The organism is Sphingobium sp. CR2-8, assembly GCF_035818615.1.
Lineage (GTDB): Bacteria > Pseudomonadota > Alphaproteobacteria > Sphingomonadales > Sphingomonadaceae > Sphingobium.
The window spans coordinates 2122448-2146492 of the sequence record NZ_JAYKZY010000002.1; the positions used below are offsets into that span (position 1 = coordinate 2122448).

Consider the following 24045-nt stretch of genomic DNA (forward strand, 5'->3'; position numbering starts at 1 on the left):
GGACCGTTCAGCCCTTCTTGCGCGTGTAGAGCAACGCGGCGACGATAGCGGCGGAACCAATGCCCACGGCCGCACCGGCCCACACACCCTTGCCTGCCGATTTTATCGCGGCGGTGGCGAGATCCACTTTGCTTTTATCCTGCGTTCCGCTCTTGTCCGGCCCCTTGTCGGTGGCGGGCGTTGGTGAGACGGGGGCGGCTGCGTCGGTATCCGACGGACTGTTTTCGGTCTTGCTCATGACCCCTATAGCTATGCCCCAAAGCGGGCGCGGGGAAAAGCCGGAACTGGTCGTACGCCTGCGCTTTTGCATTTTGCGGTCCCCTCTTAACTCAGCGCCCCTATCCATGTTGGTAGCGCTATCAATGAACAACCATTGTTTTAGGAGTTGATGATGCCGGGGGACTTCTCCTTGCTTGATTGCCTGCCTGCCGATTGGCGGACGGGCCTGTTTGTCGGCCGCATCCTCACGGCCGCCGGTCCCAGCCCGGTCCTGGTGCGCAACGGCATCGCCCATGATATGAGCGCGGTCGCGCCAACGGTCGCCCAGCTTGTCGAAAAGCTGCCGGTCGCCAGTGACGTGGGCGAGGCGCTCGGCCCGCTCGACACCTTGACGCTGCCGCTGCTCAGCCCGGTCGACCTGCAATGCGTCAAGGCGTGCGGCGTGACCTTCGCCCTGTCGGCGATCGAGCGCGTGATCGAAGAGCGCGCACGCGGCGATTCGAGCGCTGCGGCGGAGATTCGCGGCCGCCTGGAGGAACGCGTGGGCGGATCGATCCGCGCCGTGGTCCCCGGCTCGCCCGAAGCCGCCGCCCTCAAAGCCGCGCTGATCGAAGACGGCCTCTGGTCGCAATATCTGGAAGTCGCGATCGGTCCCGACGCGGAAGTCTTCACCAAGGCGCCGGTCCTGTCGACCGTCGGCCTGGGCGCGGACATCGGCATCCGCTCCGACTCCACCTGGAACAACCCCGAACCCGAAGTCGTGCTGATCGTCAATGCCGCCGGGCAAGCCATTGGCGCAACGCTGGGCAACGACGTCAATCTGCGCGATTTCGAAGGGCGCTCCGCGCTGCTGCTGGGAAAGGCGAAGGATAACAATGCCTCCTGCTCGCTCGGCCCGCTCATCCGCCTGTTCGACGCCGATTTCACGATTGATGACGTGCGCAATGCCGAAGTGAAGCTGACTATCGACGGCCCCGAAGGCTATCGGCTGGAGGGCGCGAGCAGCATGAACCAAATCAGCCGCGATCCGCTGGAACTGGTGCGCCAGACGCTGTCGGAACATCAATATCCCGACGGCTTCACGCTGTTCCTGGGCACCCTTTTCGCGCCGGTGCAGGATCGCGACGATCCGGGCCGCGGCTTCACGCACAAAGTCGGCGACGTGGTCGCCATCTCCACCCCCCGCCTGGGCAAGCTGGTCAACAGGGTCGTCACCTCGAAGGACGCTGCGCCTTGGACCTGGGGCCTCACCGCCCTGATGACCAATCTCGCAGCGCGCGGCCTGTTGACCGTGCAAGAGAAAGAAACCGCATGAGCCGTGCCATCTACCTCAGCCTGAAGGGCAAGCGGGTTTTCATCAGCGGTGGCGGCAGCGGCATCGGCGAGGGCCTGGTCGAAGGATTCGTGGCGCAGGGCGCGCATGTCGCCTTCTGCGATATCGCGGTGGAACCGAGCGAGGCATTGGTTGCCCGCCTGTCCGGCGCGGATTTCACGCCGATCTTCCACCCCGTCGATCTGCGGGATATCGACGCGGTGCAGGCGATGATCGGCACGGTCGAGCAGCAATTGGGCGGGATCGACATACTGATCAACAATGCCGCCAATGACGATCGCCACACGATCGCGGAAGTGACCCCGGCCTATTGGGACGAGCGGATGGCGGTCAATCTGCGCCACCTCTTCTTCGCGGCGCAGGCGGCGGTGCCCGCGTTGAAGCGCGCGGGCGGCGGCGTGATCCTGAACTTCGGATCGATCAGTTGGCACCTCGCTCTGCCCGAACTGACGCTGTACCAGACCGCCAAGGCCGCGATCGAGGGGCTGACCCGCAGCCTGGCCCGTGACCTGGGTCGCGACAATATCCGCGTCAACACCATCATCCCGGGCAATGTGAAGACGCTGCGCCAGGAAAAATGGTACACGCCAGAAGGCGAAGCGGAGATCGTGGCGGCGCAATGCCTGGACGGCCGCATCCTGCCGGTGGATGTTGCCGCGCTGGCGATGTTCCTGGCGTCGGACGATGCGCGTTACTGCACCGCGCATGACTATTTCATCGACGCGGGCTGGCGATGACATGCTGACCGCCGATCCGCAAAGCATAGTGTCGGTCGGCGCGACGCTGGGCGAAGGGCCGGTCTGGGTCGCGCGCGAGGCTGCCCTGTGGTTCGTGGACATCAAGGGTCATCGCATCCATCGCTATGATCCTGCGCTGGACGTCGCGCGGAGCTGGACCGCGCCGGGCCAGGTCGGCTGGATCGTGCCGACCGACGACGGGCTGTTCGCCGTGGGCCTGCAATCGGGTGTGCATCGCTTCGATCCCGAGCAGGGCAGCTTCGCGCTGCTCCATGCCCCCGAAGCGCACCTACCGGGCAACCGGCAGAATGACGCGACCGTCGCGCCCGACGGCGCGCTCTGGTTCGGGTCGATGGACGATGCGGAGGAAGCCGATAGCGGCTATTTCTATCGCTTCCACAAGGGCGTGTGCGTCGAAAGCGGCCTGCCTGCCGTGTCGATCACCAATGGCCCTGCCCTCTCGCCCGACGGGCGGACGCTGTACCACACCGACACGCTGGGCAAGCGCATCTGGCGCACGGACCTGGCCGACGACGGCGCAGTCGGCAACACCCGGTTGTTCGCGAAGATAGAGGATGGCGCGGGCTATCCGGACGGTCCTACGGTCGATGCCGAAGGATGCCTGTGGACCGGCCTGTTCGGCGGGTGGGCGGTGCGCCGCTACGATCCGGCCGGCAAGCTGATGCGCGACATCCGCTTCCCTGTCGCCAACATCACAAAGATCGCCTTTGGCGGCGACGCCCTGACCACGGCCTATGCGACGACCGCGCGCAAGGGGCTGGACAGCGCAGCACTGGAACAGCAACCTCTGGCGGGCGATCTCTTCGCCTTCGACCCCGGCGTGGCCGGGCTGCCAGGGCATGTCGCAACGATATAAAAGCAGGAAGGACGAAAGAGAGATGACTGAGGGGAGCGCGGAAAGGGTCAACATGGCCTTTATCGCCGCCATCGTCGCCGTAGCGACGATCGGCGGGTTCATGTTCGGCTATGATTCGGGCGTCATCAACGGGACGCAGAAGGGGCTGGAGGCGGCCTTCGACCTGGGCAAGCTGGGCATCGGCATCAATGTCGGTGCGATCCTGGTGGGCTCATCCATCGGCGCATTCGGTGCGGGGCGCATGGCCGACATCATCGGCCGGCGCGGCGTGATGATGCTGGCGGCGGTCCTGTTCCTGGTCAGCGCGCTGGTCGCGGGCGCGGCCGGTTCCTCGGTAATCTTCATCATCGCACGGATCATCGGCGGCCTGGGCGTCGGCGCGGCGAGCGTGATTTCGCCCGTCTACATCTCCGAAGTCACCCCCGCCAATGTGCGCGGGCGCCTGTCGAGCGTGCAGCAGGTCATGATCATTTCGGGTCTGACCGGCGCGTTCGTCGCCAATTTCGTGCTGGCTCGCTATGCCGGTGGTTCCACCGCGCCGCTATGGCTGGACTTCCCCGCCTGGCGCTGGATGTTCTGGTTGCAGGCGATCCCCGCCGCCATCTATTTCCTGGCGCTGCTCGTCATCCCCGAAAGCCCCCGCTATCTGGTCGCGCGCGGCCATGACGATCGCGCGCTGGTGGTGCTGACCCGCCTGTTCGGACCGCAGGAAGCGGCGCGCAAGGTCGCCGAAATCCGCGCCAGCCTGGCCACCGACCATCACCGCCCCAAACTGTCCGACCTTATCAGCAAGACCACGGGCAAGATCCGCCCGATCGTGTGGACCGGCATCGGCCTGGCCGTCTTCCAGCAGCTGGTCGGCATCAACGTCGTCTTCTATTATGGCGCGACCTTGTGGGAAGCGGTCGGCTTTTCCGAAGACAATGCGTTGCAGATCAACATCCTGTCGGGCGTCCTGTCGATCGGCGCGTGCCTGGGCACGATCATGCTGGTGGACAGGATCGGCCGCAAGCCGCTGCTGCTGGTCGGATCGGCCGGCATGGCCGTGACGCTGGCGGTAGTCGCCTACGCCTTCTCGACTGCCGTCACGGGCGCGAACGGCGCGGTCACCCTGCCCGGCCATAACGGCCTGATGGCGCTAGTTGCGGCGAACCTCTATGTGATCTTCTTCAATCTCAGCTGGGGTCCGATCATGTGGGTGATGCTGGGCGAAATGTTCCCCAACCAGATTCGCGGGTCGGGTCTGGCCGTGGCGGGCTTTGCGCAGTGGATCGCCAATGCGGCGATCTCCGTCAGCTTCCCGGCGCTCGCCGTGTCGCCGGGCCTGGTCGTGACCTATGCCGGATACGCACTGTTCGCGGCGATCAGCTTCTTCTTCGTGCGCAAGATGGTGCATGAAACGAAGGGGCGCGAGCTTGAGGATATGGAAGGCTGAGTAACGACATCATCCTGATGCGGGCGGGCGGGCTGGAAGCGGCCCTGTCGCCCGCTGTCGGCGGGTCGCTGCTACGGCTGTCGCTGGACGGCGTGGAGTTGATGCGGGGCGCGCCGGACGACGCCATCGATCCGCTGGCGATGGCGAGCTTTCCACTTGTCCCGTATGCCAATCGCATCGCGGACGGGCGCTTCACTTTCGACGGGGCGGATTATCAGCTGCCGCGCAATTTCGGCGACCACCCGCACAGCATCCATGGCTTTGGCTGGCAGACGTCATGGACAGCGAGTGAGACAGCTGAAACGGCGGCATTGCTGGTCCACGAGCATGGTGGCGACGCCGGATGGCCCTGGCCCTATCGCGCCGAACAGCGCGTCATGCTGACGCCGTCACAACTGTCCATGTCGCTGTCCGCGACGAATGTCGGCGATGCGCCGATGCCGATCGGCCTTGGCTTTCACCCCTATTTCCTGGCGGATTCGGAGACGTTGCTCCAGTTCGGCGCGCACAGCCTTTGGCTGTCCACGCCCGACATGCTGCCCGACCGGGAAGCGCGCGCCGACGCGCTGGGCGACTGGTCCCGTCTGGCTTCTGTCCGCGGGGACAGCCTGATCGACAATCCCTATAGCGACTGGGACGGCATAGCGACGATCGAACGCGGCGATGGCCTGCGCCTGACGCTGACGGCGACCGGTGCCGACTGGCTGCACGTCTATCGCCCGCCCGGTGAAGCGTTCTTCTGCGTGGAGCCGGTCAGCCATATGCCCGACGCGATCCATCGGGGCGGCATGCCGATTCTGGCGGCGGGTGACACGGCGCGGCTGTCGATGACCATCGCCATCGACCGGGCGCGATAGGCGATCATCGACAGCTATGGCCGTCGACACATGATTTGCGCATTTACTGACGACCAGCTGTTTCCACTTGGCGCTAAAATGCTCTAAGCTGTCCCAAACAGCATAAAGGGTTCAGCCTATGCAATTTTTGCGGACAGCCTTCTGGGTCGTCATCGCCGTGGGTCTCGCCTTCTTCTGCATGGCGAACTACGTCCCCGTGACCGTGCGCCTGTGGGGCGACATGGTGATGGAAACCAAGCTGCCCGTGCTGTTGATCGGCGCGTTCCTGCTGGGCGCGCTGCCCTTCTGGATCATGGCGCGGGCGACGCGCTGGCGATTGAAGCGTCGGCTTCACAGCACGGAAAAAGCTCTGGTGGTCGCCACCGCCGCCGCAGCGCCGCCGCCGACGCTGGCGCCGGGCGCGGCGTTCCCGGATACGCCCGCAGCGCCTGCCATCACCCCCAGTGTTTCGCCCGACGTCCCTAACCCCACGCCCAATCCAACAGGACCAGCATGAGCAGCCCCATCTATGTCGCCATCGACACGCCCGACCTTGGCAAGGCGCAGACGCTCGCCGGACAGGTGCGGCACCATGTCGGCGGGCTGAAACTAGGCCTGGAATTTTTTTGCGCCCATGGCCATCATGGCGTGCATGAAATGACGAAGTTCGGCCTGCCGATCTTCCTGGACCTCAAGCTGCACGACATTCCCAACACTGTGGCGAAGGCGGTGCAGGCGCTGCACATGCTGGAACCTGCGATCCTGACCGTCCATGCCGCTGGCGGCCGGGCGATGCTGGAAGATGCGAAGGCGGCGGCCGGCATCCATACGAAGGTCGTGGCCGTCACCATGCTGACCAGCCTGGACGATGCGGACCTGCTGGACATCGGCGTTGGGGGTAAAGCGGAGGATCAGGTCCGTCGCCTGGCCGATCTGGCGCAGAGTGCGGGGCTGGACGGCATCGTCTGTTCGGGCGAGGAAGTCGCGGCGGTGAAGAAACAGTGGTCCGATGGTTTCTTCGTCGTGCCGGGCGTGCGGCCGGTCGGTAGTGCGGTGGGCGACCAGAAACGCCCAGTCACCCCGCGTGAGGCGCTGGATCGGGGGGCGTCGATACTCGTGGTAGGGCGGCCGATCAGCCTGGCGGAGAACCCGGATCTGGCGGCGCGGGAGATCGAGGCGACCTTGTAGGAGGCGCGCCACCTGCATCAAGTAATATCAAGATGCATTGATAGGAACCTATAGCCAGTTGTTCCCCGGCGAAGGCCGGGGCCCAGTCCCGCGCCCAGAACTGGACCCCGGCCTTCGCCGGGGAACTGCCCTATGGGTCAGCATCATCGCATTCTGGTATAACTTCTGTTCTATACTTCATCGTCACCCTGAACTTGTTTCAGGGTCCATTTCTCGGAATACAGCAATAGCTTGTTGCCGCCCGATGGATGCTGAAACACGTTCAGCATGACAATAGTGGTATCGCGGTCAACCGGAGGCCTTGGAAACAAGCAACCTACGGCTTCGCCTCGCCCTCATCCCCGGCGAAGAAATGCTGGATGACATCGCGGGTCAATCGGGCCGGGCGCAGGCTGCTGGCGTCGATGCAGCACCAACTGGACTTGACTTCGGCCAACACTTCCTCACCGCGCTTGATGATGGTTTCGTAGAAGGCGCGCGCGCCCTGTACCTTTTCCAACAGCACCGTGGCGATCACGTCGTCGTCCAGGAACGTGGGCTTGCGATAGGTGATTTCATGCTTGAGCGCGACCCAAAGATGCTGGGCGACCGCTTCGGCAGGCGCCAGGGCGCGCCAATGGTCCAGCACCGCTTCCTGCACCCATTTCAGGTAGCTGGCATTGTTGACATGACCCATGAAGTCGATGTCGGTCGGATCGATGCCGATCGGAAAGCTATGGGGAATCGCGTTACTCACAGCGATGTTAATAACAGCTATGCCCGCAATCCAACAGGGGGCATGGAAAAAGGGGCCGATCCCAGGAACCGGCCCCTTTCCCCGACTAACCGTTAGAAGCGCCAGCCCACGCTGCCGACAACCTGATGGCGATCGGTGTCGATGCCGAATTCGTCGCTGTTCGCGCCATTGGCGAAGTCGATATGGGCGTCCTGATATTTCGAATAGCGATATTCGATCTTGGCGAAGGTGTTGGCGTTGATCGCGCGTTCCACGCCCGCGCCGATGCGCCAGCCGTCCAGCTTGAAATTGGTGTCGGTTTCCTGGTTGCTGTCACCGGCCAGCACGTCCAGCTTGGTGTTGGTGTAGCCGCCCTTCACATAGACCAGCGTGGCGGGGTCAGCGAGGATACCGGCGCGCGCGCCGATATAAAGGTCACGGCCCTGCTTCACGCGGCCAAAGCCGAACTGGTCGGAAAAGTCGCGGCGGCTGCTCTTGGCGGTGGAGTCGGTATATTCGCCTTCGACGCCGACGACCGCGCTGCCGAGGTTCACGTCGTAACCAGCGCCGACGCCATAGAGCAGACCGTCGATCTTCTGATCGTCATTGCCATTGTCGTTATCCACATCGCTGCCTGCACCGGTGCGGTCATAGCCGAGGATGGCTTCGACGCGCGGGCCAGTGAAGGTGGGGCCGACATCCTGCGCCAGAGCGGGGCTAGCGACGGCAGCGCCGGCCAGAAGGGTTGCGACCATCAACTTACGCATGATTATTCTCCGTTCATTCATGCCCCTCTCACGGGGTGAGGCGATGAAGCCCGCACCAACGCAATAGTTTCATGAACCGGAGATAAACGCTTGATTATGTGCCATTAATGTCACGAAATCGGCTCCATTCGCCCGGCTGCCGTGCAGATCGGACGACGAAATGCCGGGATCTTTTTTTTCAGCATTCCACGACATTGACAGCCAGGCCGCCCAGCGAGGTCTCCTTGTAGCGGCTCGCCATATCCTCGCCGGTCTGGCGCATCGTCTCGATCACCGCATCCAGACTGACGATATGGCGGCCGTCGCCCTGGAGCGCGAGATAGGCGGCGTTGATCGCCTTCACCGCGCCCATCGTGTTGCGTTCGATACAGGGGATCTGCACCAAGCCGCCGATGGGATCGCAGGTGAGCCCCAGATTATGTTCCATCCCGATTTCGGCGGCATTTTCGATCTGTCCGTTGGTGCCCCCCAGCACCGCCGCCAACCCGGCGGCAGCCATCGAGCAGGCGACGCCGACTTCCCCCTGACAGCCCATTTCGGCAGCGGAGATGGAGGCGCGCTTCTTGTAGAGGAAGCCCATGGCGGCGGCAGTCAGCAGGAAGCGCCGCTCGCCATCACGATCCGCGCCAGGCACGAAGCGGCGATAATAGTGCAGGACCGCCGGGATGACGCCCGCCGCGCCATTGGTCGGCGCGGTGACGACCCGCCCCCCCGCCGCATTCTCCTCATTCACCGCCAGCGCGAACAGGCTGACCCATTCGAAAATCTGTGCTGGTCCCAACGCATCCTGCTGCAACCGCAGCCTCTGGTGGATGGCGCGGGCGCGGCGGCGCACCTTGAGGCCGCCGGGCAGCAGGCCTTCCTGTTCCAACCCCCGGTCGATCGAGGCGGTCATCGCGTCGATGACGCTGTCGAGGAAGGCGTCCGTCTCGCTCTGGACCCGCCATGCGCCTTCGTTGCGCAGCACCAGCGTGGCGATCGACAGGCCGGTCGCGTCCCCCTGCGCCAGCATTTCCGCGCCGGAGGAGAAGGGGTGCGGCTGGACGACATTGTGACCAAGTGGTGCAGCGTCGCTAGACGGAACGGTGCCGGGCAACACCGCGCCGCCGCCGATCGAATAATAGTCGCGCACCACCGGTTCGTCGCGCCCGTCCAGCCAGGCGGTGAAGCGCATGCCGTTGCTATGCGCTTCCAGAAATTCGCCCATGCGGAAGAGGAGGTCGCGTGCCTCCTCGAACGGCACCCAGTGATCCACCGCGCTGCCTGCGCGGATGCGACCGTCGGTGCGGATCGCGGCCAGGATCGATCCGATCGCATCGGGATCGACGCTTTCGGGGCGATAGCCCGACAGGCCCAGCAATATGGCGCTGTCGGTCGCATGGCCCCTGCCCGTCAGCGCCAGCGATCCGAACAATTCGCATTGTACCCGTACCGGTGTCTGCGGCAGCGTGTCCATGAACATCAATGCAGCGCGCATCGGCCCCACCGTGTGCGAGCTGGACGGGCCGATGCCGATGGTGAAAAGGTCCATCACGCTGATCGCGGCGGCCGCGTCGATCCGGCTTTTCGTCACATCAATAATCCTTGGAAACCCGCACGTTCGCGCTTTCGCGACCCAGGGTGGAGATGGCGGCCAGCAGCGATAGCCAGCGCGTGACCTGATATTCCATGCGGGTGGCGCTATAGCCCTGCCCGTCGGTGATCAGTTCGACATAGGTTTTGCGGGTCAGATATTTGCCCGCCGCGATCGACGTGCCCTGCCCCTGGGTCGGGTCGGCGGCGATGATGCGCAGCCGGTCGAGGCCCGCCGCCTTGCGCACGGCGTTGATCGGGTCGAGGCCACCATTGCCCTGAAGCGATCCCACCGCTGAGGCGAGTTGCAGCGCTTCGGGCGCGGACAGGTTGGTGATCGACGTGCCGAACAGGATGCGCGACAGCAGTTCATCCTGCGGCAGGGCGGGCACGCTGTTGAAGGTGATGTCGGGTTTGAGGCCCGTGCCGCCGACATGGATGGTCGCGGACAGGTCGCTGACGTCCGCCTCCGCCGTGATGTCGAGCGTCGGGTTGACCGGGGTCCTGCCATCGAACTGGATATTGCCTTCGCGCAGTTCGAAGCGGCGGCCGGCAAATTCATAGCCGCCACGCACCAGTTGCGCCCGGCCCGCGATGGCGGGACTGGTGACGGTGCCGCCGATGTCGAGATCGGCGCGCCATTCGCTGTCGAGGCCAAGGCCGGTCACGGTCAGGCGATTGCGCGCCCGCGCCTTGATCGCCAGCGCCCAGGGGACGTTGGTGCGCGGCCGCTCAATCTCGTCGCCGCGGCGGTTGACCTCCACCACCTTGAGTTCGGGGATCTGCGCCACGGCGGCGGCGCGGCCCATGGTGAAGCGGCTCTTGTTGAGGACCAGGTCGCCGCCGATCGTGCCGCCCACGCCATCGGATTTCAGCGTGATGGGACCGGTGACGGTCGCGGCGATATCGTCGCGATCCAGCAAGGCAGCATTGTCGGCCTGGAGCGCCAGGTCCATGCCGACCCCGGCGATGCCGTTGAAGGTGAAGCGGCCGGTGCCGTTGACGCTCCCGCCATTTTGCGCAGTCGCGGCGAAGCTGGAAATGACCAGTTGCGCGCCGGAAAAGCGCCCGCGCGCCTTGACGCCTTTCAGCCGCATGCCCGTGACCGGGCTATTGATCGCGGCGTCGTCCGTGGCGAAGGTGCCGGTGATGACCGGCTGGCCCAAAGTGCCGCGCATATCGGCCGACACACCCACCATCCCCGCGATATCGACGATCTCCACCCCCGTCAGCCGCCAGAGCGTGTCGGCCGTGCCGTTGAAGCGCAACTGGGCGAAGAAGGGCGCACGGTTGAGACGCGCGGCAAGGCCGCCCTCCGTCCCCAGTGGATTGAGCAGCGCCTGCGCCTGGCCGATCGTCTTGCCATCGGCGACGAAGACCATGCGCGTGGCAAGCCGTTCGCCGGTCAGCACCGCGTTGACGCCGACATCGACCGGGCGGGAGCTTAAGGACAGGCCGGACCGCGACAGGCCCCGAATACGCAGTTCCGCCTTGCCGGTCGGCGCGCCGCCGCGTGGCTGCGCATAGCTCAACGATCCAGTCGCCATCCCGCCCAGGCCCAGATTGTCATAAGCGATGTCGAGCAGGGCAAGCGGCAGCTTCTGCATCCGCGCTTCGATATGGGTGGCCTCCCCGCCCAGTTCGCCCGCCAGTTGCAGCGATCCGCCCGCATAGGCGATGGTCGCGGGCGACAGCCGCCAGCCAGCGTCGGCGCGCGTCAGGACGGCAGGCCGGGTGAGGCGGATCGAGCGCTTGTCGATCGTGCCGCCGGCCGTCAGGCGGATACGGTCGGGTTCGACCTGCGCCTCCCCCTGTAGGTCGAAGAGGCGACCGCGCTGGCCCGACAGGCTGCCGCGTATCTTCCCCTTGCCATCGACCAGTTCGGCATTGGCGGCGAAGCGGCCGAGCAGCACGCCGCCGACGCGTAAGCCCCGCGCCTGCGCCGTCGAATTGACGGTGGTGCCCGCCGGATCGAGCAGGATCGTGCCGTCCAAAGTGCCGCGCCGCACCTCTATGACGGTCGGCCCTTCGAAGCTGGCGTCGTTTGCCGCAAGCTTCAGCTGGATTTGCTGATTGGCGTCCACCGGCTTGAAACTGATATAGCCCGTCACCGGCCCTACCACGGCGAGTTGCCCGTCAAGGCCGCCCGAAACCGGCCGGATGTCGCCGCTGGCAGTGACGCCCGACACGGCGAGGTTGGCGACGCGTACGACCGCCTGCCCGCCCTGCGGCAACAGGATGACACCGCGCCCGGTGAAGGGGCCAAGCGTCGATCCGCCATCGGCGGTATAGCTATAGCCCTCGGCATTCGGGGTCAGCTTCGCCCGCACATCGCGCAGGCCGAGCGAATCCATCGGCCGGGCCAGCACCAAGTCGATTGCCGGCCGTTCGATCATGCCATTCAGCGTCAGGGTGACGGGGCCATAGCGGCCGTGCCGACCGCTGCCTTCCAGATGAAGCGATCCGTCTCGGTGACGCACGCCATGCGCGGACAAGGTGAGCAGCGGGGATTCCAGCCGCATGTCGGTGAAAGCGACCTGTCCGTCCTTCAACAGGTCCAGCCTGGTGCGCAGGGTTGGCAGGCCGCCGCCCAATGTCCGCAGGAAATCATTGTCCAGCCGCCGCACCCGCGCCAGCGCATTGCCCGACAGGCCAAAGCCGCCATCGGATCGCGGGACCGCGCGCAGCTTGGACGTCAGGTCGACGACGCCCAGGCCCCGGATGAACAGGCCCACGATCTGACCGTCCAGGCCCGCATCATAGCGGCCGGTCGCTAGGTCGGCGATGACCGCCAGCTTGCCGCGCAGCTTGTCGGACCGCAACTGCATGGGATTGCTGACGATCTGCTGCCCCTGCACCTGCAACACGCCGTCCAGCTGGAAATTGCGCACGATCCCTTCGACCAGATCGCCCTGCCCGTCCAGGCGGCGGGCGCGCAGGCGTAGCGGGATGAGCGCGGGACCACGCGTTGCGCGGCGCCCCTTGCCCTCCGCCCGTACGTCGCTGATGACCGCCTTGTCGAAGGCGATCTGCCGTGCGGTGAGCAGATATTCATAGCCGAGCGTCGGGAGCGCACCGTCCAGGCGGATCTTCGCCACCACCTCCCGGCCCCGCATATTCTTGAGCAGCGCTTCGGGGCGGGCCAGCTTCACGTCCACGCGCATATTGTCGAGCGCATTGTTGCGCAGGTCGATCGCCCCGTCGCCGACCAGATCCAGCGCGGCCGACCGCAACGAAAGCCGCCCGTCGATCACCCGGTCCACCATCGTACCATCTGCGCGCACGGCCAGACGCGGGGCAGCCATACGCCGAAGCAGGCCATTGCCGGCGATCGCATTCCCTTCAACAGTGCCACGCGCCGAATAAGCGCCACTGCGCGCGGCAAGGACGAAGTCGGCGACCGGCGCGGCGTCTAGCGTGGCAGACAGACGGCCATCCCATTTGCGCCAGCTGCCCTTGCCATCGATGCGCAGATTGCCGTCCTGTTTCAGCCCGGCCATCGCGGCCAATATCCCGCCCTTGGGCGCGTTGACCGTCACGTCCAGCGCGAAGCGATCCTGGTCCGGTCGGCTGTCGAGCGCGACGGTCAGCGCATCGCTGCCGTCCAGCGTCCGCGCGGACAGGTCGATGATCGCGCGGCCACCGCGAATGTCCGCATCGCCAGACAGGGTCGCGTGCTGCATTCGCCCGGTGATGGATGGCGCGATATCCAGTTGGCCGACCGAAAACTGCATCAGGCGGATGTCGAAGCCGGGCAGGATCGGCCCGCGCCGCTGGGTCGGGTTGAACTGCGGCAATTTGTGCAGGGTGGCGCGCGGAATGACCAACCGGTCGATGTCCAGTCGGTTGGACAGCCAGGCGAAGGGCCACCAGTCCAGTTCGACGCGCGGTGCTTCCAGGAATTTGCCTTTGGAATCGGACAGGGTCAGGTTGCGCAACACCGCCTTGCGATAGATGCTGCCCTCGATCCCGCCGACATCGATGCGCAGGCCCGAAGACGATTTGATCGCGGCGATGCGGCTCGCAAGGAAACGATGCCCAGCGCTGGTGTCGAGCCAGGCGACGGTGGCGACCATAATCAGCAGCAGCGTCGCCAGCAATCCGGCCAGCCAGCGCTGCCAGCGGCCATCCCAAGCGCGGCGATGGCGCGGCTGGGGGAAGGCGGCGGCGGAACGACCGGGGCAGAGTTTCGTCGGCCATCAGAAGGCCTGCCCCAGCGACACATAGACCGCGATCTTGGGATCACCCGACTGCGGGTTCAGCGGCGTGCCGACATCGACGCGTATCGGCCCGAAATTGCTGTAATAGCGCAGGCCCATGCCCGCCCCGATCCGCAGGTCGCGAAAACGCGGCAGGAAGCTGGTCGAGATATTGCCCGCGTCCACGAAGGGCACGACGCCGAAATTGCCGAATTGGATGCGGGTTTCGAGCGAGAATTCGGCCAGGCTCTTGCCCCCGACCGGATCGTCATTCTCGCCGAAGCGCGGGCCGATCGCCTGATAGCCATAGCCGCGCACCGATGCGCCACCACCGGCATAGAAGCGCCGCGACGGCGCGATCTGCTCGACGGTCGATCCCAGGATCGTGCCGAATCGCGCCCGCGCCGCGACCACCACCTTCTCGCCCATCGGCTGGTACAGGCTGCCGTCCAGCTGCACCTTGGCATAGCCGAAGGTCTTGTTCTGGAAGGAGAGTTCCGGGCTGATCCGACCGCCCAGGCGAAACCCCTTGCTAGGATTGAGCAGGTCGTCGCTGCCATCATAGGTGAGGCTGAGCGGGATCGCGCCGATCAGGAATGTGCGCCTTGCCCCGCCGGAAAAGGCGTCGGCTTCATCCGACGCGACCAGTTCCGCGCCGACGCGCCACACCCAGTTCTTCTGGAACAGGATGCTGGTCTGCCGCTCCAGGCCGCCCGACAGGGTGACGGTGCGCGCATCATAGGCGTCGCGCCGGATGTTGCTGACGGACAGCAGCCCGGTCAGCACATTGTCGCGCCGTTTGAAATTGCTGCGGCGATAGGTGAAGGACGCGGTCTGTTCCTGCGTACCGATGACGCCGCGTAACGTTACCGCTCCTTCGGGTGGGAAGAAATTGCGATGCTGCCAGCTGACTTCGGCGCGATAGCCTTCGCCCGTGCCATAGCCCAGTTCACCCGCGATGGTGCGCAGCGGTGCGGGACGCAGGTCGACGTCCAGATCGACATGCTCGCCATCGCCCGCGTCGACCGGCTTGAGCGCCACCGAGGAGACGAGGCCAGTGGCGACGATGGCGCGGCGCAGATCCTCGACATCCGACGCCATATAGGTGTCGCCGGGATCGAAGCGCGCGATTTCCCGCACATGATGCGCGTCGAACAGCCGGTCGTTCGTCATACGGATCGCGCCGAAGCGACGAAAACCGCCGGGCGCGACGATGATGTCCAGATCGCCCTTGCGATCCTCATGATCGATCCGCACCTCCGGCTCGTCCACGCGCGCGAACGGAAAGCCGCTTTCCGACAGCGCCGTCGCCAGCGTGTCGCGCCCGGCCAGGATCTTGTCCGCGTCCACCGGGTCGCCGACCTTGGGCGGAAAGGCGGCGCGCAACTTCGCCTCGCGCTCGCCGGTTTCGGCGAGGCCGGTGACATCGACCGATTCCAGCAGATATTGCGTGCCGGGCACAATGTCGAAACGGACGGACAATCGATCGCTGCCCGACGGTGGCGCGCCCACTGCGCTGCGAATGCGGGCGGCATAATAGCCTTTCGCGCGCAGCAGCCGGTCGAGCAGTTCGCCATCCTCCTTCATGCGCCGGTTGATCTGGGCGAGGTTGGCGGGCTTGCCCTGCCCCTGCCGCAGCACCGACAATTCGTCGAAGCGCTGCGTGAACTGCGCGTCGGCAATCGCGTCGATACCGTTCAGTTGGACGGTGTAGCGCCGTTCCTCGCTCGCGTCGGCGAAGCTGGCGGCATCTTCGATCGGCAGGGCCTGATCGACGCCATCTGTCGGCACGATGGCGGCGTCCGCACCAAGGCTTGCGGTGGGATCGTTCGCCTGGGCCTGGCCGTCAGTCGGGTCTTCCGGCAAGGGCGCGATGCTGTCGGGCTGGCCCATGTCCGGCCAGGCGACGCCGATATCGGGCATGGCGTCGAGCGATGGGTCGGGTGCCGTCTCAGTCGCCGGATTGGGGGCTGTTTCGGGCTGGGCGACAGCCTGCGATGGCGCGTCCTGCGCCCGCGCCACACAGGGCGCGGCCAGCAGCAGCGGCGCAAGAAAAAGCCGGGCGGCATGCGGGCAGCCTGAAGAGCGGCGTAAGGTCCGCAAACCATCGGTCATGCGGCCGGTCTAGACCAGATTCACGCGCAAAGGCCAGCCCTAGAAAAGCCGGACTGCCGACTATTGCCGGTCAATCGTCAGAATGCCGTGTTCAACCGGTCGAGCAGGGCGCGCGCGGGGCTGGCGACGGCGGTCGCTGCGGAGCTGCTCATCGTGTCCAGCCGGTCCTGAAGCCGTGCGACGCGCTGGTATAATTCCTGGCTGGCGTCGATCAGTGCGCGGGCGGCGAAGGGGAAGCTGGCGGCCAGGCCTTCATCGGTGTGCGACGCGCGACCCAGCCGATATTTTTCGTCCGAAAGGTCGATCTGCTCGATCTCGCCGCGCTGCCATGCCCGCTGGCTGAGCAGCCAGGCGATGATGTGCATCAGCCGGGTCGTGACCTTCAACGATTCGCAGGCGAACGCGACGCGGCGCAACGGATCGTCCACCCCATCGTCCAGCGAAGCCCGGCCGTCGAAATAGGATCGCGCCTCGTCCGCCATGACCATGGCTTCCATATAGAGGCCGTCCACCAGTCGGCGATGAAGGCCGGGATCGAGAAAGGCGGGACTTTGCATCGCATTTAGCTGCCATATTTTCGCAACCTTGTCAGTCCCGTTGCACCGCTTTGCATGCCGCCTGTCCATTTTTGGATCGGTTAGCGCAGCGTTAATCGAAATTTCCGGTTGGCGATCGGCTCAGGCGATGATGTCCGGCACCAGCGCATCTTCCAGCATCGATATTTCGTCGCGCAAACGCAGCTTGCGTTTCTTGAGGCGCGCCACCTGCATCTGATCGCCGCCGCCCGCCATGACGAGCGCGGCGATCGCGCTGTCCAGATCGCGATGCTCGACCCGCAGCAGTTCCAGTCGGCGCATGATGTCTTCCCGGCTCACTGCGCCCCTTGCCTCCACTTAGACGTCCAATCAGCGTCTGATAACGCGGCGGGGCCATGCGGACCATCGCAAATTTATGCGCAGTCCACCGCAAAGCGCGAATCGCCGCGAGACAAGCCATGCGAATCATGATTTATTTGGTTGTCCATCGCCCTCGTAAGGAGAATGTCATGGAAAATAGCCATATTTCAGCTCTTTCGGCCAAGCATGCCGGTCTTGATGCGCGACTCAAGGCCGAAACGAGTTGGCCCATGCCCGACGCCATTCTGGTGGCCTCACTCAAGAAGCAGAAATTGCGATTGAAAGAGGAAATGTCGGCGCAGCATTAAGCGCTGACCCTAGTCTTTCTGGGAGGAGGTCAGGACGTGGCGGCGCAGACCGCCAGTCCGACCCGTCCCCTCCGAATTCAATAGGCTGTGGCGCGCCTGTCGTCACCGAAACCAGCATTTGCCGATAGCCCTACCGGCCCCGGCCAACAGATATTAACGACGCTTCACGACACTCTGATGGTCCCGCAGATAATCGGGCACCAGACTTTGCTGCGACGCGACACCCACCGGCTTGCGGGCCAATTGCGGATCGATCGGCGCGTCGAAGGCGATGCCGACCTTGTCATCGCGCGACCAGGCGATCGTCCCCGTCACCGGTCCGATGCCGCGCAGATCGCAGATGACTTGGATGCCCGCGGGCACGGCCCGTTCGCAATCGGCCATAAGCCCGGTGGCCGAGAGGTTGCGGACGCGGGCCTTGCCCAACTGCGCGCCTTCGGGCGTGCTGAGCGTGGTCAACAGGAACAGACTGTCGCGCGGCGCGGCACGTGCCGGTCCCCGATCAGAGATATCCTGTTTCTTGTCCATGAAAAAACCCGCGGTTAAGATAGCGATACACGCCGATATCCTAGCCGCAAGGTGATGGCAAAATCGTTAATCGTCGCGCGAAATCTTTTCCTGGCGCTCGTGACGCTCCTGCGCTTCGACCGTCATCGTGGCGATCGGCCGCGCCTCCAGACGGCCCAGGGAGATCGGCTCACCAGTGACTTCGCAATAGCCATATTCGCCATCGTCGATTCGGCGCAGCGCGGCGTCGATCTTCGAAATCAGTTTGCGCTGACGGTCGCGGGTGCGCAGTTCGATCGACCAGTCGGTTTCGCTCGATGCGCGATCGTTGAGGTCGGGTTCGCGCAGCGGTTCGTTCTGCAAGACGGCGAGCGTGCCTTCGGCTTCCGCCAGTATCTGCTTCTTCCAGTCCCACAGGCGCAGCCGGAAATATTCCTGCTGCAACGGGTTCATGAACTCTTCGTCAGGCGACGGCCGATAGTCGGCGGGAAGCGTCACAGTCGATTTGGGCGGCTTTACGCCGTCTTTATCGGGATTCAGGACCGATGCCATCTGGCTCTCCAACTCGTAAGGCCCCGGCGCTTTATTGATCCGGGCGCCCAAACTGGATTATGACCGCCTCATAGCCATGGCCGCAGGCCGATACAAGCGGGCAATATGCCGCTTTCGCCTTGATCCGGGCCATTTTTTTCGTCAGAAAGAGCGTGCGCCGCACAACGCCTTCATATGCGCCGTTTCCATACAGCTCTCCAACCATGTTGTTCAGACCTGCCCCGCCAGCCGTTTCATAGTGGGACGTTAACCATGTCCTTTCAACAAACAGTAGCTTTTCCTGCGACTTGAACCTGATATTGAAGGTTAACGGGATTGCAGTTAACCCTTTCTTTTGCGTTCATATGCATAGGAAGTTCCCGTCAGCCCGCTCCAGGATATCATCCGGTTGCGGGTACGGGGGTAACGAGAGAAGAGAATATCCTATGTCGGTTCGGATGGCTTTGGCGAAATTGTGCGCCTGTACGTGCGGCGGGGCGATTATCGGTGGTGGCGCTGTCCATGTCGCCGAAAATGCGCGGCCCGCAGTGGTGCTGAGCACCAAGAGCATGAAGGCAGCGCCCAAGAAGCGGCTTGCCGTCCGCACCGTGAAGCGCAAGGTGGTCAAGACCGTCAGGACGGCGGCCGCGCCGCAGGTGGTGACCGTCACGACCCAGGGCGCCCCCATTCCCCTGCCCGCGCCAATGGCCGAAATGCCGATGATGTCGGGCGGCGGCGGGGCCGTGCCGGTCGTGATGGGCGGTGGCGGCGGCTTTGGCGGCGGCGGATTCATCGGCGGCTTCTTCGGCGGCGGTGGCGGTGGCGGCGGTGGATCGGTCGTGATCTCTTCGACCAGCAGTTCGACCGGCGGCATCAGCAGCTCGACCAGCTCGACAACAGGCGGCGTTTCCACGTCGACGGGCGGGGTGTCGACCTCGACCGGTGGGGTGTCGACTTCCAGCGGCAACGTGTCCACCTCGTCGGGCAATGTCTCGACGTCGAGCGGTAACGTCTCGACCTCTTCGGGCGTCAGCAGTTCCTCCTCGTCGTCCAGCTCCAGTTCTTCCTCCTCCTCGTCCAGTTCGTCGTCGAGCAGTTCGGGCGGATCGAGCGGCGGCAAGCCGGACAAGCCGGGCCATGGCAGTTCGAACGGTGGCAGTTCCGGGTCGAGCGGCAGTTCGGGTTCGAGCGGCTCCAGCGGCTCGTCCGGCAGCAGCGGCTCGAGCGGCGGATCGTCCTCGGATGGCGGATCGTCCAGTTCGTCCTCGTCCGGCTCGTCTTCTTCCAGCAGCTCGTCTTCGGGCGGGTCGTCCAGCTTCGGCAGCAACGGGTCCACCGGCAGCTCCGGGTCGAGCGGTTCCAGTGGCTCGTCGGGCAGCAGCGGATCGAGCGGCAGTTCGTCCTCTTCCTCTTCGAGCAGCAGCTCGTCGTCCAGCAGCTCGAGCGGGGGCTCGAGCAGCAGCACCGGCGGCACCGACGTGCCGGCGCCGCCCATGGTGCTCCTCTTCGGCGCGGCCTCCGTGGCGCTCGTCGCCCGCCGTCGCTTTGCCGAACGTAAGGTGAAGGCCGCCGCTTAAGTGCAGCGCCACGCATGAAAAAGGGCGGCCCGGATATCCATCCGGGTCGCCCTTTTCTTTGACCTGGGTCGCTGGCTTATGCGGCGGCGATGATCTTTTCGATTTCCAGCACCGGGTGATTGGTCAGATCCTTGGCGATCTCACCCACCAGGCGGCTCTGCACTTCCTTGTGGTAATGTTTGCGCATCTCGCCCAGCGCAGTCGGCGGCGCGACGATGATCAGCTTTTCATAATCCTGCGCAAAGGCGCGACGCTTCAACAGGTCGGCGGCTTCGGTGGCGAAGCGGGCTTCTTCCAGGTCGTGGAAGTTCACCTGCTCCATCGAGCTTTGACGACCGCCTATGGGCGAAGAGGAGCGACCCGCCGCATCGGACGCCTGGTCGCGGTCGGCCGGATTATCCTGCACCTTTACCTCTTCGGCTTCCAGTTGAGGATAGGCCTCGTCACCCTTGTTGCGGAAGAACAGCATCTTGCGGCCATCCGCCACCAGCACCATCGCGTCATGTTCGATCTGCATCGCTCGATCCTTTTCTTTATGATTGGTTCAGGCCTAACGAACTGGCGGCGCACAGGGTTGCGCAGCCCGTCGCGCGACGGCATAGGACTGCCCCATGCACGACATCCGTTTCATCCGCGAAAACCCCGCCGCTTTCGACGCCGCCCTCGCCCGGCGCGGGCTGGCGCCGCTGTCCGTCGAGATATTGGCGATCGATGAGAAGAGCCGCGCGCTCAAGACGGAACTGCAACAGGGGCAGGCTCGCCGCAACGAGGCGAGCAAGGCGATCGGCCAGGCGATGGCCGCTGGCGACAAGGACAAAGCCGAAGCTTTGAAGGCCGAAGTCGCAGCGCTCAAGGAAGGGACGCCCGCGCTGGAGGCGCAGGACAAGGAAGTCGGCGACGCGCTGACGGCGATGCTGGCCGCCATCCCCAACCTGCCCGCCGACGATGTGCCGCAGGGTACGGACGAGGCGGATAATGTCGAGGTGAGCCGCTGGGGCACACCGCGCGACTTCGATTTCGTGGCTCAAGACCATGCCGATTTCGGTCCGGCGCTGGGCCTGGATTTCGAAGGCGGCGCGACGCTGTCGGGCGCACGCTTCACCGCGCTGCGCGGGCAGATGGCGCGTCTGCACCGCGCGCTGGCGCAATATATGCTGGACACTCAGTCTGGCGTGAACGGCTATGAGGAAACCAACCCACCGCTGCTGGTGCGCGACGAGGCTTTGTTCGGCACGGGGCAGTTGCCCAAGTTCGCCGAGGATCTGTTCCGCACCACCGATGGCCGCTGGCTGATCCCGACCGCCGAAGTGTCGCTGACCAATCTGGTCACGCAGCAGATCGTGCCGACGGACAGTCTGCCGATCCGGCTGACCGCGTTGACCCCCTGCTTCCGGTCCGAAGCGGGTTCCGCCGGGCGCGACACGCGCGGCTTCATCCGCCAGCATCAGTTCGAGAAGGTCGAACTGGTCGCGATCTGCGCACCGGAGGAGTCTGATGCGGAACATGCGCGCATGGTGGGGGCCGCAGAGGGTATATTGCAGGCGCTGGGGCTACCTTATCGCAAGATGCTGCTCTGCACGGGCGATATGGGCTTCGGCGCGAGGAAGACATGGGATCTGGAAGTCTGGCTGCCCAGCCAGAAGACCTACCGGGAAATTAGTTCCGTTTCCAACTGCGGCGATTTCCAGGCGCGGCGGATGAACGCTCGCTACAAGCCGGAGGGGGAGAAGCAGACGCGCTTCCTGCATACGCTCAACGGGTCGGGGCTGGCCGTGGGCCGGACGCTGGTCGCGGTGCTGGAAAATTACCAGCAGGCCGATGGCAGCGTGACCGTGCCGGCTGTGCTGGCGCCCTATATGGGCGGGATTACTAGGCTGACGCCGAAATAAGCGTCTGCCCATGCGGGCGCGCATGCCTGAAGTTGCATGACGCTATCCTTGCCGGACTTTGTCATAAGCGATTCATCGAAGCCGTCACCGGGGAACAACGCGTACGAACGGGGTTTTGAGACAGCGAACGCGACAGTCGAAACGCATGACTGTACCTGCTCTCAGGCTGAAAATGCTGGAAACCATGGATGGATCGGATACACACGGCGCGATGATGCGCCTGTCTCTTCTGATGCTGCCGCTTGGCTCGCTCCTGCTGGCGGCCTGCATTCCCAATCAGGCCGAACCGCCCGCCGCTGCTGCGACGCCCCCGCCGCAGATGGGGGCGGACGCCGGAACCGTGGAACTGGCCGAAACCCAGCCGGTCTGGACCGCGCAGCAGGTCGTCGCCAATGCGCGCACGGTGGCCGCATCCACCTACGTCGTGCAGGCCGGCGACACATTGCGCGGGATCGGCAATCGCACCGGCGCGGGATCGGAGGCGATCGCGCGCGCCAACGCCCTGACGCCGCCCTACAGCGTCCGCGCCGGACAGAGCCTCTCCATCCCCGGCGGCCGCTATCATCTGGTGGCGGAGGGGGAGACGGGCATCGCCATCGCGTCGGCCTATGGCGTGCCATGGCGACAGATCGTCGACGTCAACGGATTGCAGGAACCCTATACCCTGCGGCGCGGGCAACGGCTGCTGCTGCCCGGCGACACCCCTGCCCGCGCACCCAATATGGAGCAGCGCGCCGCCGCCTTCCGCATCGACATCGACGACGTGCTGACCGGCGGCCAGCCCGCCGCCGCCGAACATGCGCCCAAGGCCGTCGCATCGCGCGCGCCGACGCCCCTCCCCTCCAACGTGCCGATCGCCCAGCCGACCAAGCTGACCGGCAGCTTCGCCTGGCCGGTCAAGGGCACGATCCTGTCGCGCTTCGGCCCCGGTGAAAGCGGCGCGAAGAATAATGGCATCGATATTTCTGCGCCCGCCGGCACGCCGATCCGCGCGGCGGCCGATGGCGTGGTCGCCTATGCAGGTGACAAGGTGGCAGTGTTCGGCGGACTGGTGCTGCTGAACCACGGCAGCGCATGGGTCAGCGCCTATGGCCATGCGTCGCGCGTCGATGTGGTGCGCGGGCAGAAGGTGACAAAGGGGCAGGTCATCGGCCTGGTCGGCGACACCGGCTATGCCAGCAAACCCAAGCTGCATTTCGAATTGCGCAAGGACCGTGTGCCGGTCAACCCGATCGGCCAGTTGCCCCCGACATGAGGGTCGCCCAGCCGACCGCCGCGTCGCCGACGGCGGGCTTCCTGCGACGGCGGTCGTCGCTGCCGCTCTGGGTCGATCTGGTCTGGCGGGTCGGGGTGGTGTTCGGCCTGATCGCACTGGTGCTGCTGATCCACTGGGTCGGGCGCGACGGCCTGAAAGACAATCTCGACAACAAGATCAGCTTCGTCGACGTCCTCTATTTCACCACGGTCACGGTGACGACGGTCGGCTACGGCGACATCGTCCCTGTCAGCCCGGAAGCACGCCTGTTCGAAGCATTGCTGGTCACACCGATCCGACTGTTCGTCTGGCTCATCTTCCTGGGCACGGCCTATAATCTCTTTCTCCGCAACATCCTCTACAGGTGGCGCATGGCACGTATTCAGGCCGATCTGCACAATCACATCATCGTCACCGGGTTCGGCACAAGCGGGCAGGAAGCGGTGAACGAACTGCTGGCGCGCGGCACCGACCCGCGCGAAATCGTCGTCATCGACGGCAGCGAAAAGGCGCTCGCCCTGGCCGAAGCGCAGGGGTGCAACATATTGTGCGGCGATTCCACCCGCGACAAGACGCTGAAGGACGTGGCGATCCATCGCGCGCGCAGCATGATCGTGTCGGCGGGGCGCGACGACACCTCCATCCTCATCACGCTGACGGCGCGGCATCTGGCCCCGCGCCTGCCGATCAGCATCGTGGTGCGCAACGAGGATAATGAACTGCCCGCGCGGCAGGCGGGCGCGACGACGGTCATCAACCCGACCAGCTTCGCCGGATTGCTGCTGGCGGGCAGCACCAGCGGACGGCATATCGCCGATTATATGACCGATCTCGCCGCGTCGGGCGGGCGGGTGAAGCTCAACGAACGCCCCGTCATGCCGGAGGAAATCGGCAGGCCATTGTCGGCGATCAGGAGCGGCATCGGCTTGCGCATCTATCGCCAGGATCAGCCGATCGGCTTTTGGGAAGCGGGCGCGGCCACGCTCCAGACCGGCGACCTCATCATCGAAGTGACCGAAGGGGACGGGGCGGCAAAGACACAGCCGTCCGACTGAATCGACGCCGTCGATGGCGGCACGTGACATTTGG

The 24045-nt window shown here is 64.9% G+C and carries 23 protein-coding genes; 11 read left to right on the forward strand and 12 right to left on the reverse strand.

The genetic code is table 11. The features are described from left to right. Window positions 1-7: 7 nt before the first annotated feature. A complete protein-coding gene (locus U5A82_RS14210) occupies window positions 8-238 on the reverse strand; it encodes a hypothetical protein (RefSeq protein ID WP_326291497.1) in 231 nt (76 codons plus the stop codon). Between the two features lie 153 nt (window positions 239-391). Between U5A82_RS14210 and U5A82_RS14215 the strand changes: the two genes are divergently transcribed. The 7 genes from U5A82_RS14215 (at window position 392) to pyrF (ending at window position 6625) form a co-directional block, all read left to right on the forward strand. Further along, complete coding sequence (locus U5A82_RS14215; protein ID WP_326292940.1) at window positions 392-1534, forward strand: fumarylacetoacetate hydrolase family protein; 1143 nt, start codon at window positions 392-394, stop codon at window positions 1532-1534. Next, window positions 1531-2289, forward strand: a complete 759-nt coding sequence (gene xylB / locus U5A82_RS14220) for a D-xylose 1-dehydrogenase (RefSeq protein WP_326291498.1) — start codon at window positions 1531-1533, stop codon at window positions 2287-2289. Before U5A82_RS14215 ends, xylB begins: the two co-directional genes overlap by 4 nt. Window position 2290: 1 nt before the next feature. Continuing rightward, a complete protein-coding gene (locus tag U5A82_RS14225; protein WP_326292941.1) occupies window positions 2291-3166 on the forward strand; it encodes an SMP-30/gluconolactonase/LRE family protein in 876 nt (291 codons plus the stop codon). A 22-nt stretch (window positions 3167-3188) separates the two neighbouring features. Next, complete coding sequence (locus U5A82_RS14230; protein WP_326291499.1) at window positions 3189-4601, forward strand: sugar porter family MFS transporter; 1413 nt, start codon at window positions 3189-3191, stop codon at window positions 4599-4601. Window positions 4602-4618: 17 nt separating this feature from the next. After that, the gene (locus U5A82_RS14235) at window positions 4619-5458 is read left to right on the forward strand and encodes an aldose 1-epimerase (protein ID WP_326291500.1); all 840 of its coding nucleotides are present in this window, start codon (window positions 4619-4621) and stop codon (window positions 5456-5458) included. A gap of 118 nt (window positions 5459-5576) precedes the next feature. Next, entirely contained in the window at window positions 5577-5954 is a 378-nt protein-coding gene (locus U5A82_RS14240; RefSeq protein ID WP_326291501.1) for a LapA family protein, read from the forward strand. After that, the gene (gene pyrF / locus U5A82_RS14245; RefSeq protein WP_326291502.1) at window positions 5951-6625 is read left to right on the forward strand and encodes an orotidine-5'-phosphate decarboxylase; all 675 of its coding nucleotides are present in this window, start codon (window positions 5951-5953) and stop codon (window positions 6623-6625) included. The genes U5A82_RS14240 and pyrF overlap by 4 nt, the downstream gene beginning before the upstream one ends. Before the next feature lie 316 nt (window positions 6626-6941). Here pyrF and U5A82_RS14250 read toward each other — a convergent pair whose 3' ends face one another. The 7 genes from U5A82_RS14250 to U5A82_RS14280 all read right to left on the reverse strand — a co-directional run bounded on the left by U5A82_RS14250 (window position 6942) and on the right by U5A82_RS14280 (window position 16850). Beyond that, a complete protein-coding gene (locus U5A82_RS14250; RefSeq protein ID WP_326291503.1) occupies window positions 6942-7361 on the reverse strand; it encodes an acyl-CoA thioesterase in 420 nt (139 codons plus the stop codon). A 92-nt stretch (window positions 7362-7453) separates the two neighbouring features. Continuing rightward, window positions 7454-8107, reverse strand: coding sequence for an outer membrane protein (locus U5A82_RS14255; RefSeq protein ID WP_326291504.1), 654 nt, complete (start codon window positions 8105-8107; stop codon window positions 7454-7456). Window positions 8108-8285: 178 nt separating this feature from the next. Then, window positions 8286-9680 carry an L-serine ammonia-lyase gene (locus U5A82_RS14260; protein WP_326291505.1) on the reverse strand — a complete coding sequence of 465 codons (1395 nt, stop codon included), beginning with the start codon at window positions 9678-9680 and terminating at the stop codon, window positions 8286-8288. A gap of 1 nt (window position 9681) precedes the next feature. Next, window positions 9682-13779 carry a translocation/assembly module TamB domain-containing protein gene (locus U5A82_RS14265; protein WP_442802173.1) on the reverse strand — a complete coding sequence of 1366 codons (4098 nt, stop codon included), beginning with the start codon at window positions 13777-13779 and terminating at the stop codon, window positions 9682-9684. Between the two features lie 99 nt (window positions 13780-13878). After that, window positions 13879-15993: an autotransporter assembly complex protein TamA gene (locus U5A82_RS14270; protein WP_326291506.1), complete on the reverse strand. Its 2115-nt coding sequence runs from the start codon at window positions 15991-15993 to the stop codon at window positions 13879-13881. Between the two features lie 77 nt (window positions 15994-16070). Beyond that, on the reverse strand, window positions 16071-16550 hold the full coding sequence (locus U5A82_RS14275; protein WP_326291507.1) for a DUF1465 family protein: 480 nt from the start codon (window positions 16548-16550) through the stop codon (window positions 16071-16073). Window positions 16551-16670: 120 nt separating this feature from the next. After that, on the reverse strand, window positions 16671-16850 hold the full coding sequence (locus U5A82_RS14280; RefSeq protein ID WP_326292943.1) for a YdcH family protein: 180 nt from the start codon (window positions 16848-16850) through the stop codon (window positions 16671-16673). A gap of 188 nt (window positions 16851-17038) precedes the next feature. Here U5A82_RS14280 and U5A82_RS14285 point away from each other — a divergent pair, with 188 nt between their 5' ends. Then, window positions 17039-17197 (forward strand): YdcH family protein, encoded by a 159-nt coding sequence (locus tag U5A82_RS14285; protein ID WP_326292944.1) that lies wholly within the window; start codon window positions 17039-17041, stop codon window positions 17195-17197. Between the two features lie 153 nt (window positions 17198-17350). On the opposite strand, the gene U5A82_RS14290 is transcribed toward U5A82_RS14285, so the two are convergent. The 4 genes from U5A82_RS14290 to U5A82_RS14305 all read right to left on the reverse strand — a co-directional run bounded on the left by U5A82_RS14290 (window position 17351) and on the right by U5A82_RS14305 (window position 20329). Continuing rightward, a complete protein-coding gene (locus U5A82_RS14290) occupies window positions 17351-17725 on the reverse strand; it encodes a PilZ domain-containing protein (RefSeq protein ID WP_326291508.1) in 375 nt (124 codons plus the stop codon). A gap of 66 nt (window positions 17726-17791) precedes the next feature. Continuing rightward, window positions 17792-18256, reverse strand: a complete 465-nt coding sequence (gene dksA, locus U5A82_RS14295) for an RNA polymerase-binding protein DksA (protein WP_326291509.1) — start codon at window positions 18254-18256, stop codon at window positions 17792-17794. Between the two features lie 340 nt (window positions 18257-18596). Beyond that, window positions 18597-19730 (reverse strand): hypothetical protein, encoded by a 1134-nt coding sequence (locus U5A82_RS14300; RefSeq protein ID WP_326291510.1) that lies wholly within the window; start codon window positions 19728-19730, stop codon window positions 18597-18599. 158 nt (window positions 19731-19888) lie between these two features. Beyond that, entirely contained in the window at window positions 19889-20329 is a 441-nt protein-coding gene (locus U5A82_RS14305) for a host attachment family protein (protein WP_326291511.1), read from the reverse strand. A 94-nt stretch (window positions 20330-20423) separates the two neighbouring features. Here U5A82_RS14305 and serS point away from each other — a divergent pair, with 94 nt between their 5' ends. From serS to U5A82_RS14320, 3 genes are all read left to right on the forward strand, one after another. Continuing rightward, window positions 20424-21701, forward strand: coding sequence for a serine--tRNA ligase (serS, locus tag U5A82_RS14310; protein WP_326291512.1), 1278 nt, complete (start codon window positions 20424-20426; stop codon window positions 21699-21701). A gap of 214 nt (window positions 21702-21915) precedes the next feature. Further along, entirely contained in the window at window positions 21916-22956 is a 1041-nt protein-coding gene (locus tag U5A82_RS14315; protein WP_442802215.1) for a peptidoglycan DD-metalloendopeptidase family protein, read from the forward strand. After that, window positions 22953-24011, forward strand: a complete 1059-nt coding sequence (locus U5A82_RS14320; RefSeq protein WP_326291513.1) for a potassium channel family protein — start codon at window positions 22953-22955, stop codon at window positions 24009-24011. Before U5A82_RS14315 ends, U5A82_RS14320 begins: the two co-directional genes overlap by 4 nt. The last annotated feature ends 34 nt before the right edge of the window (window positions 24012-24045 follow it).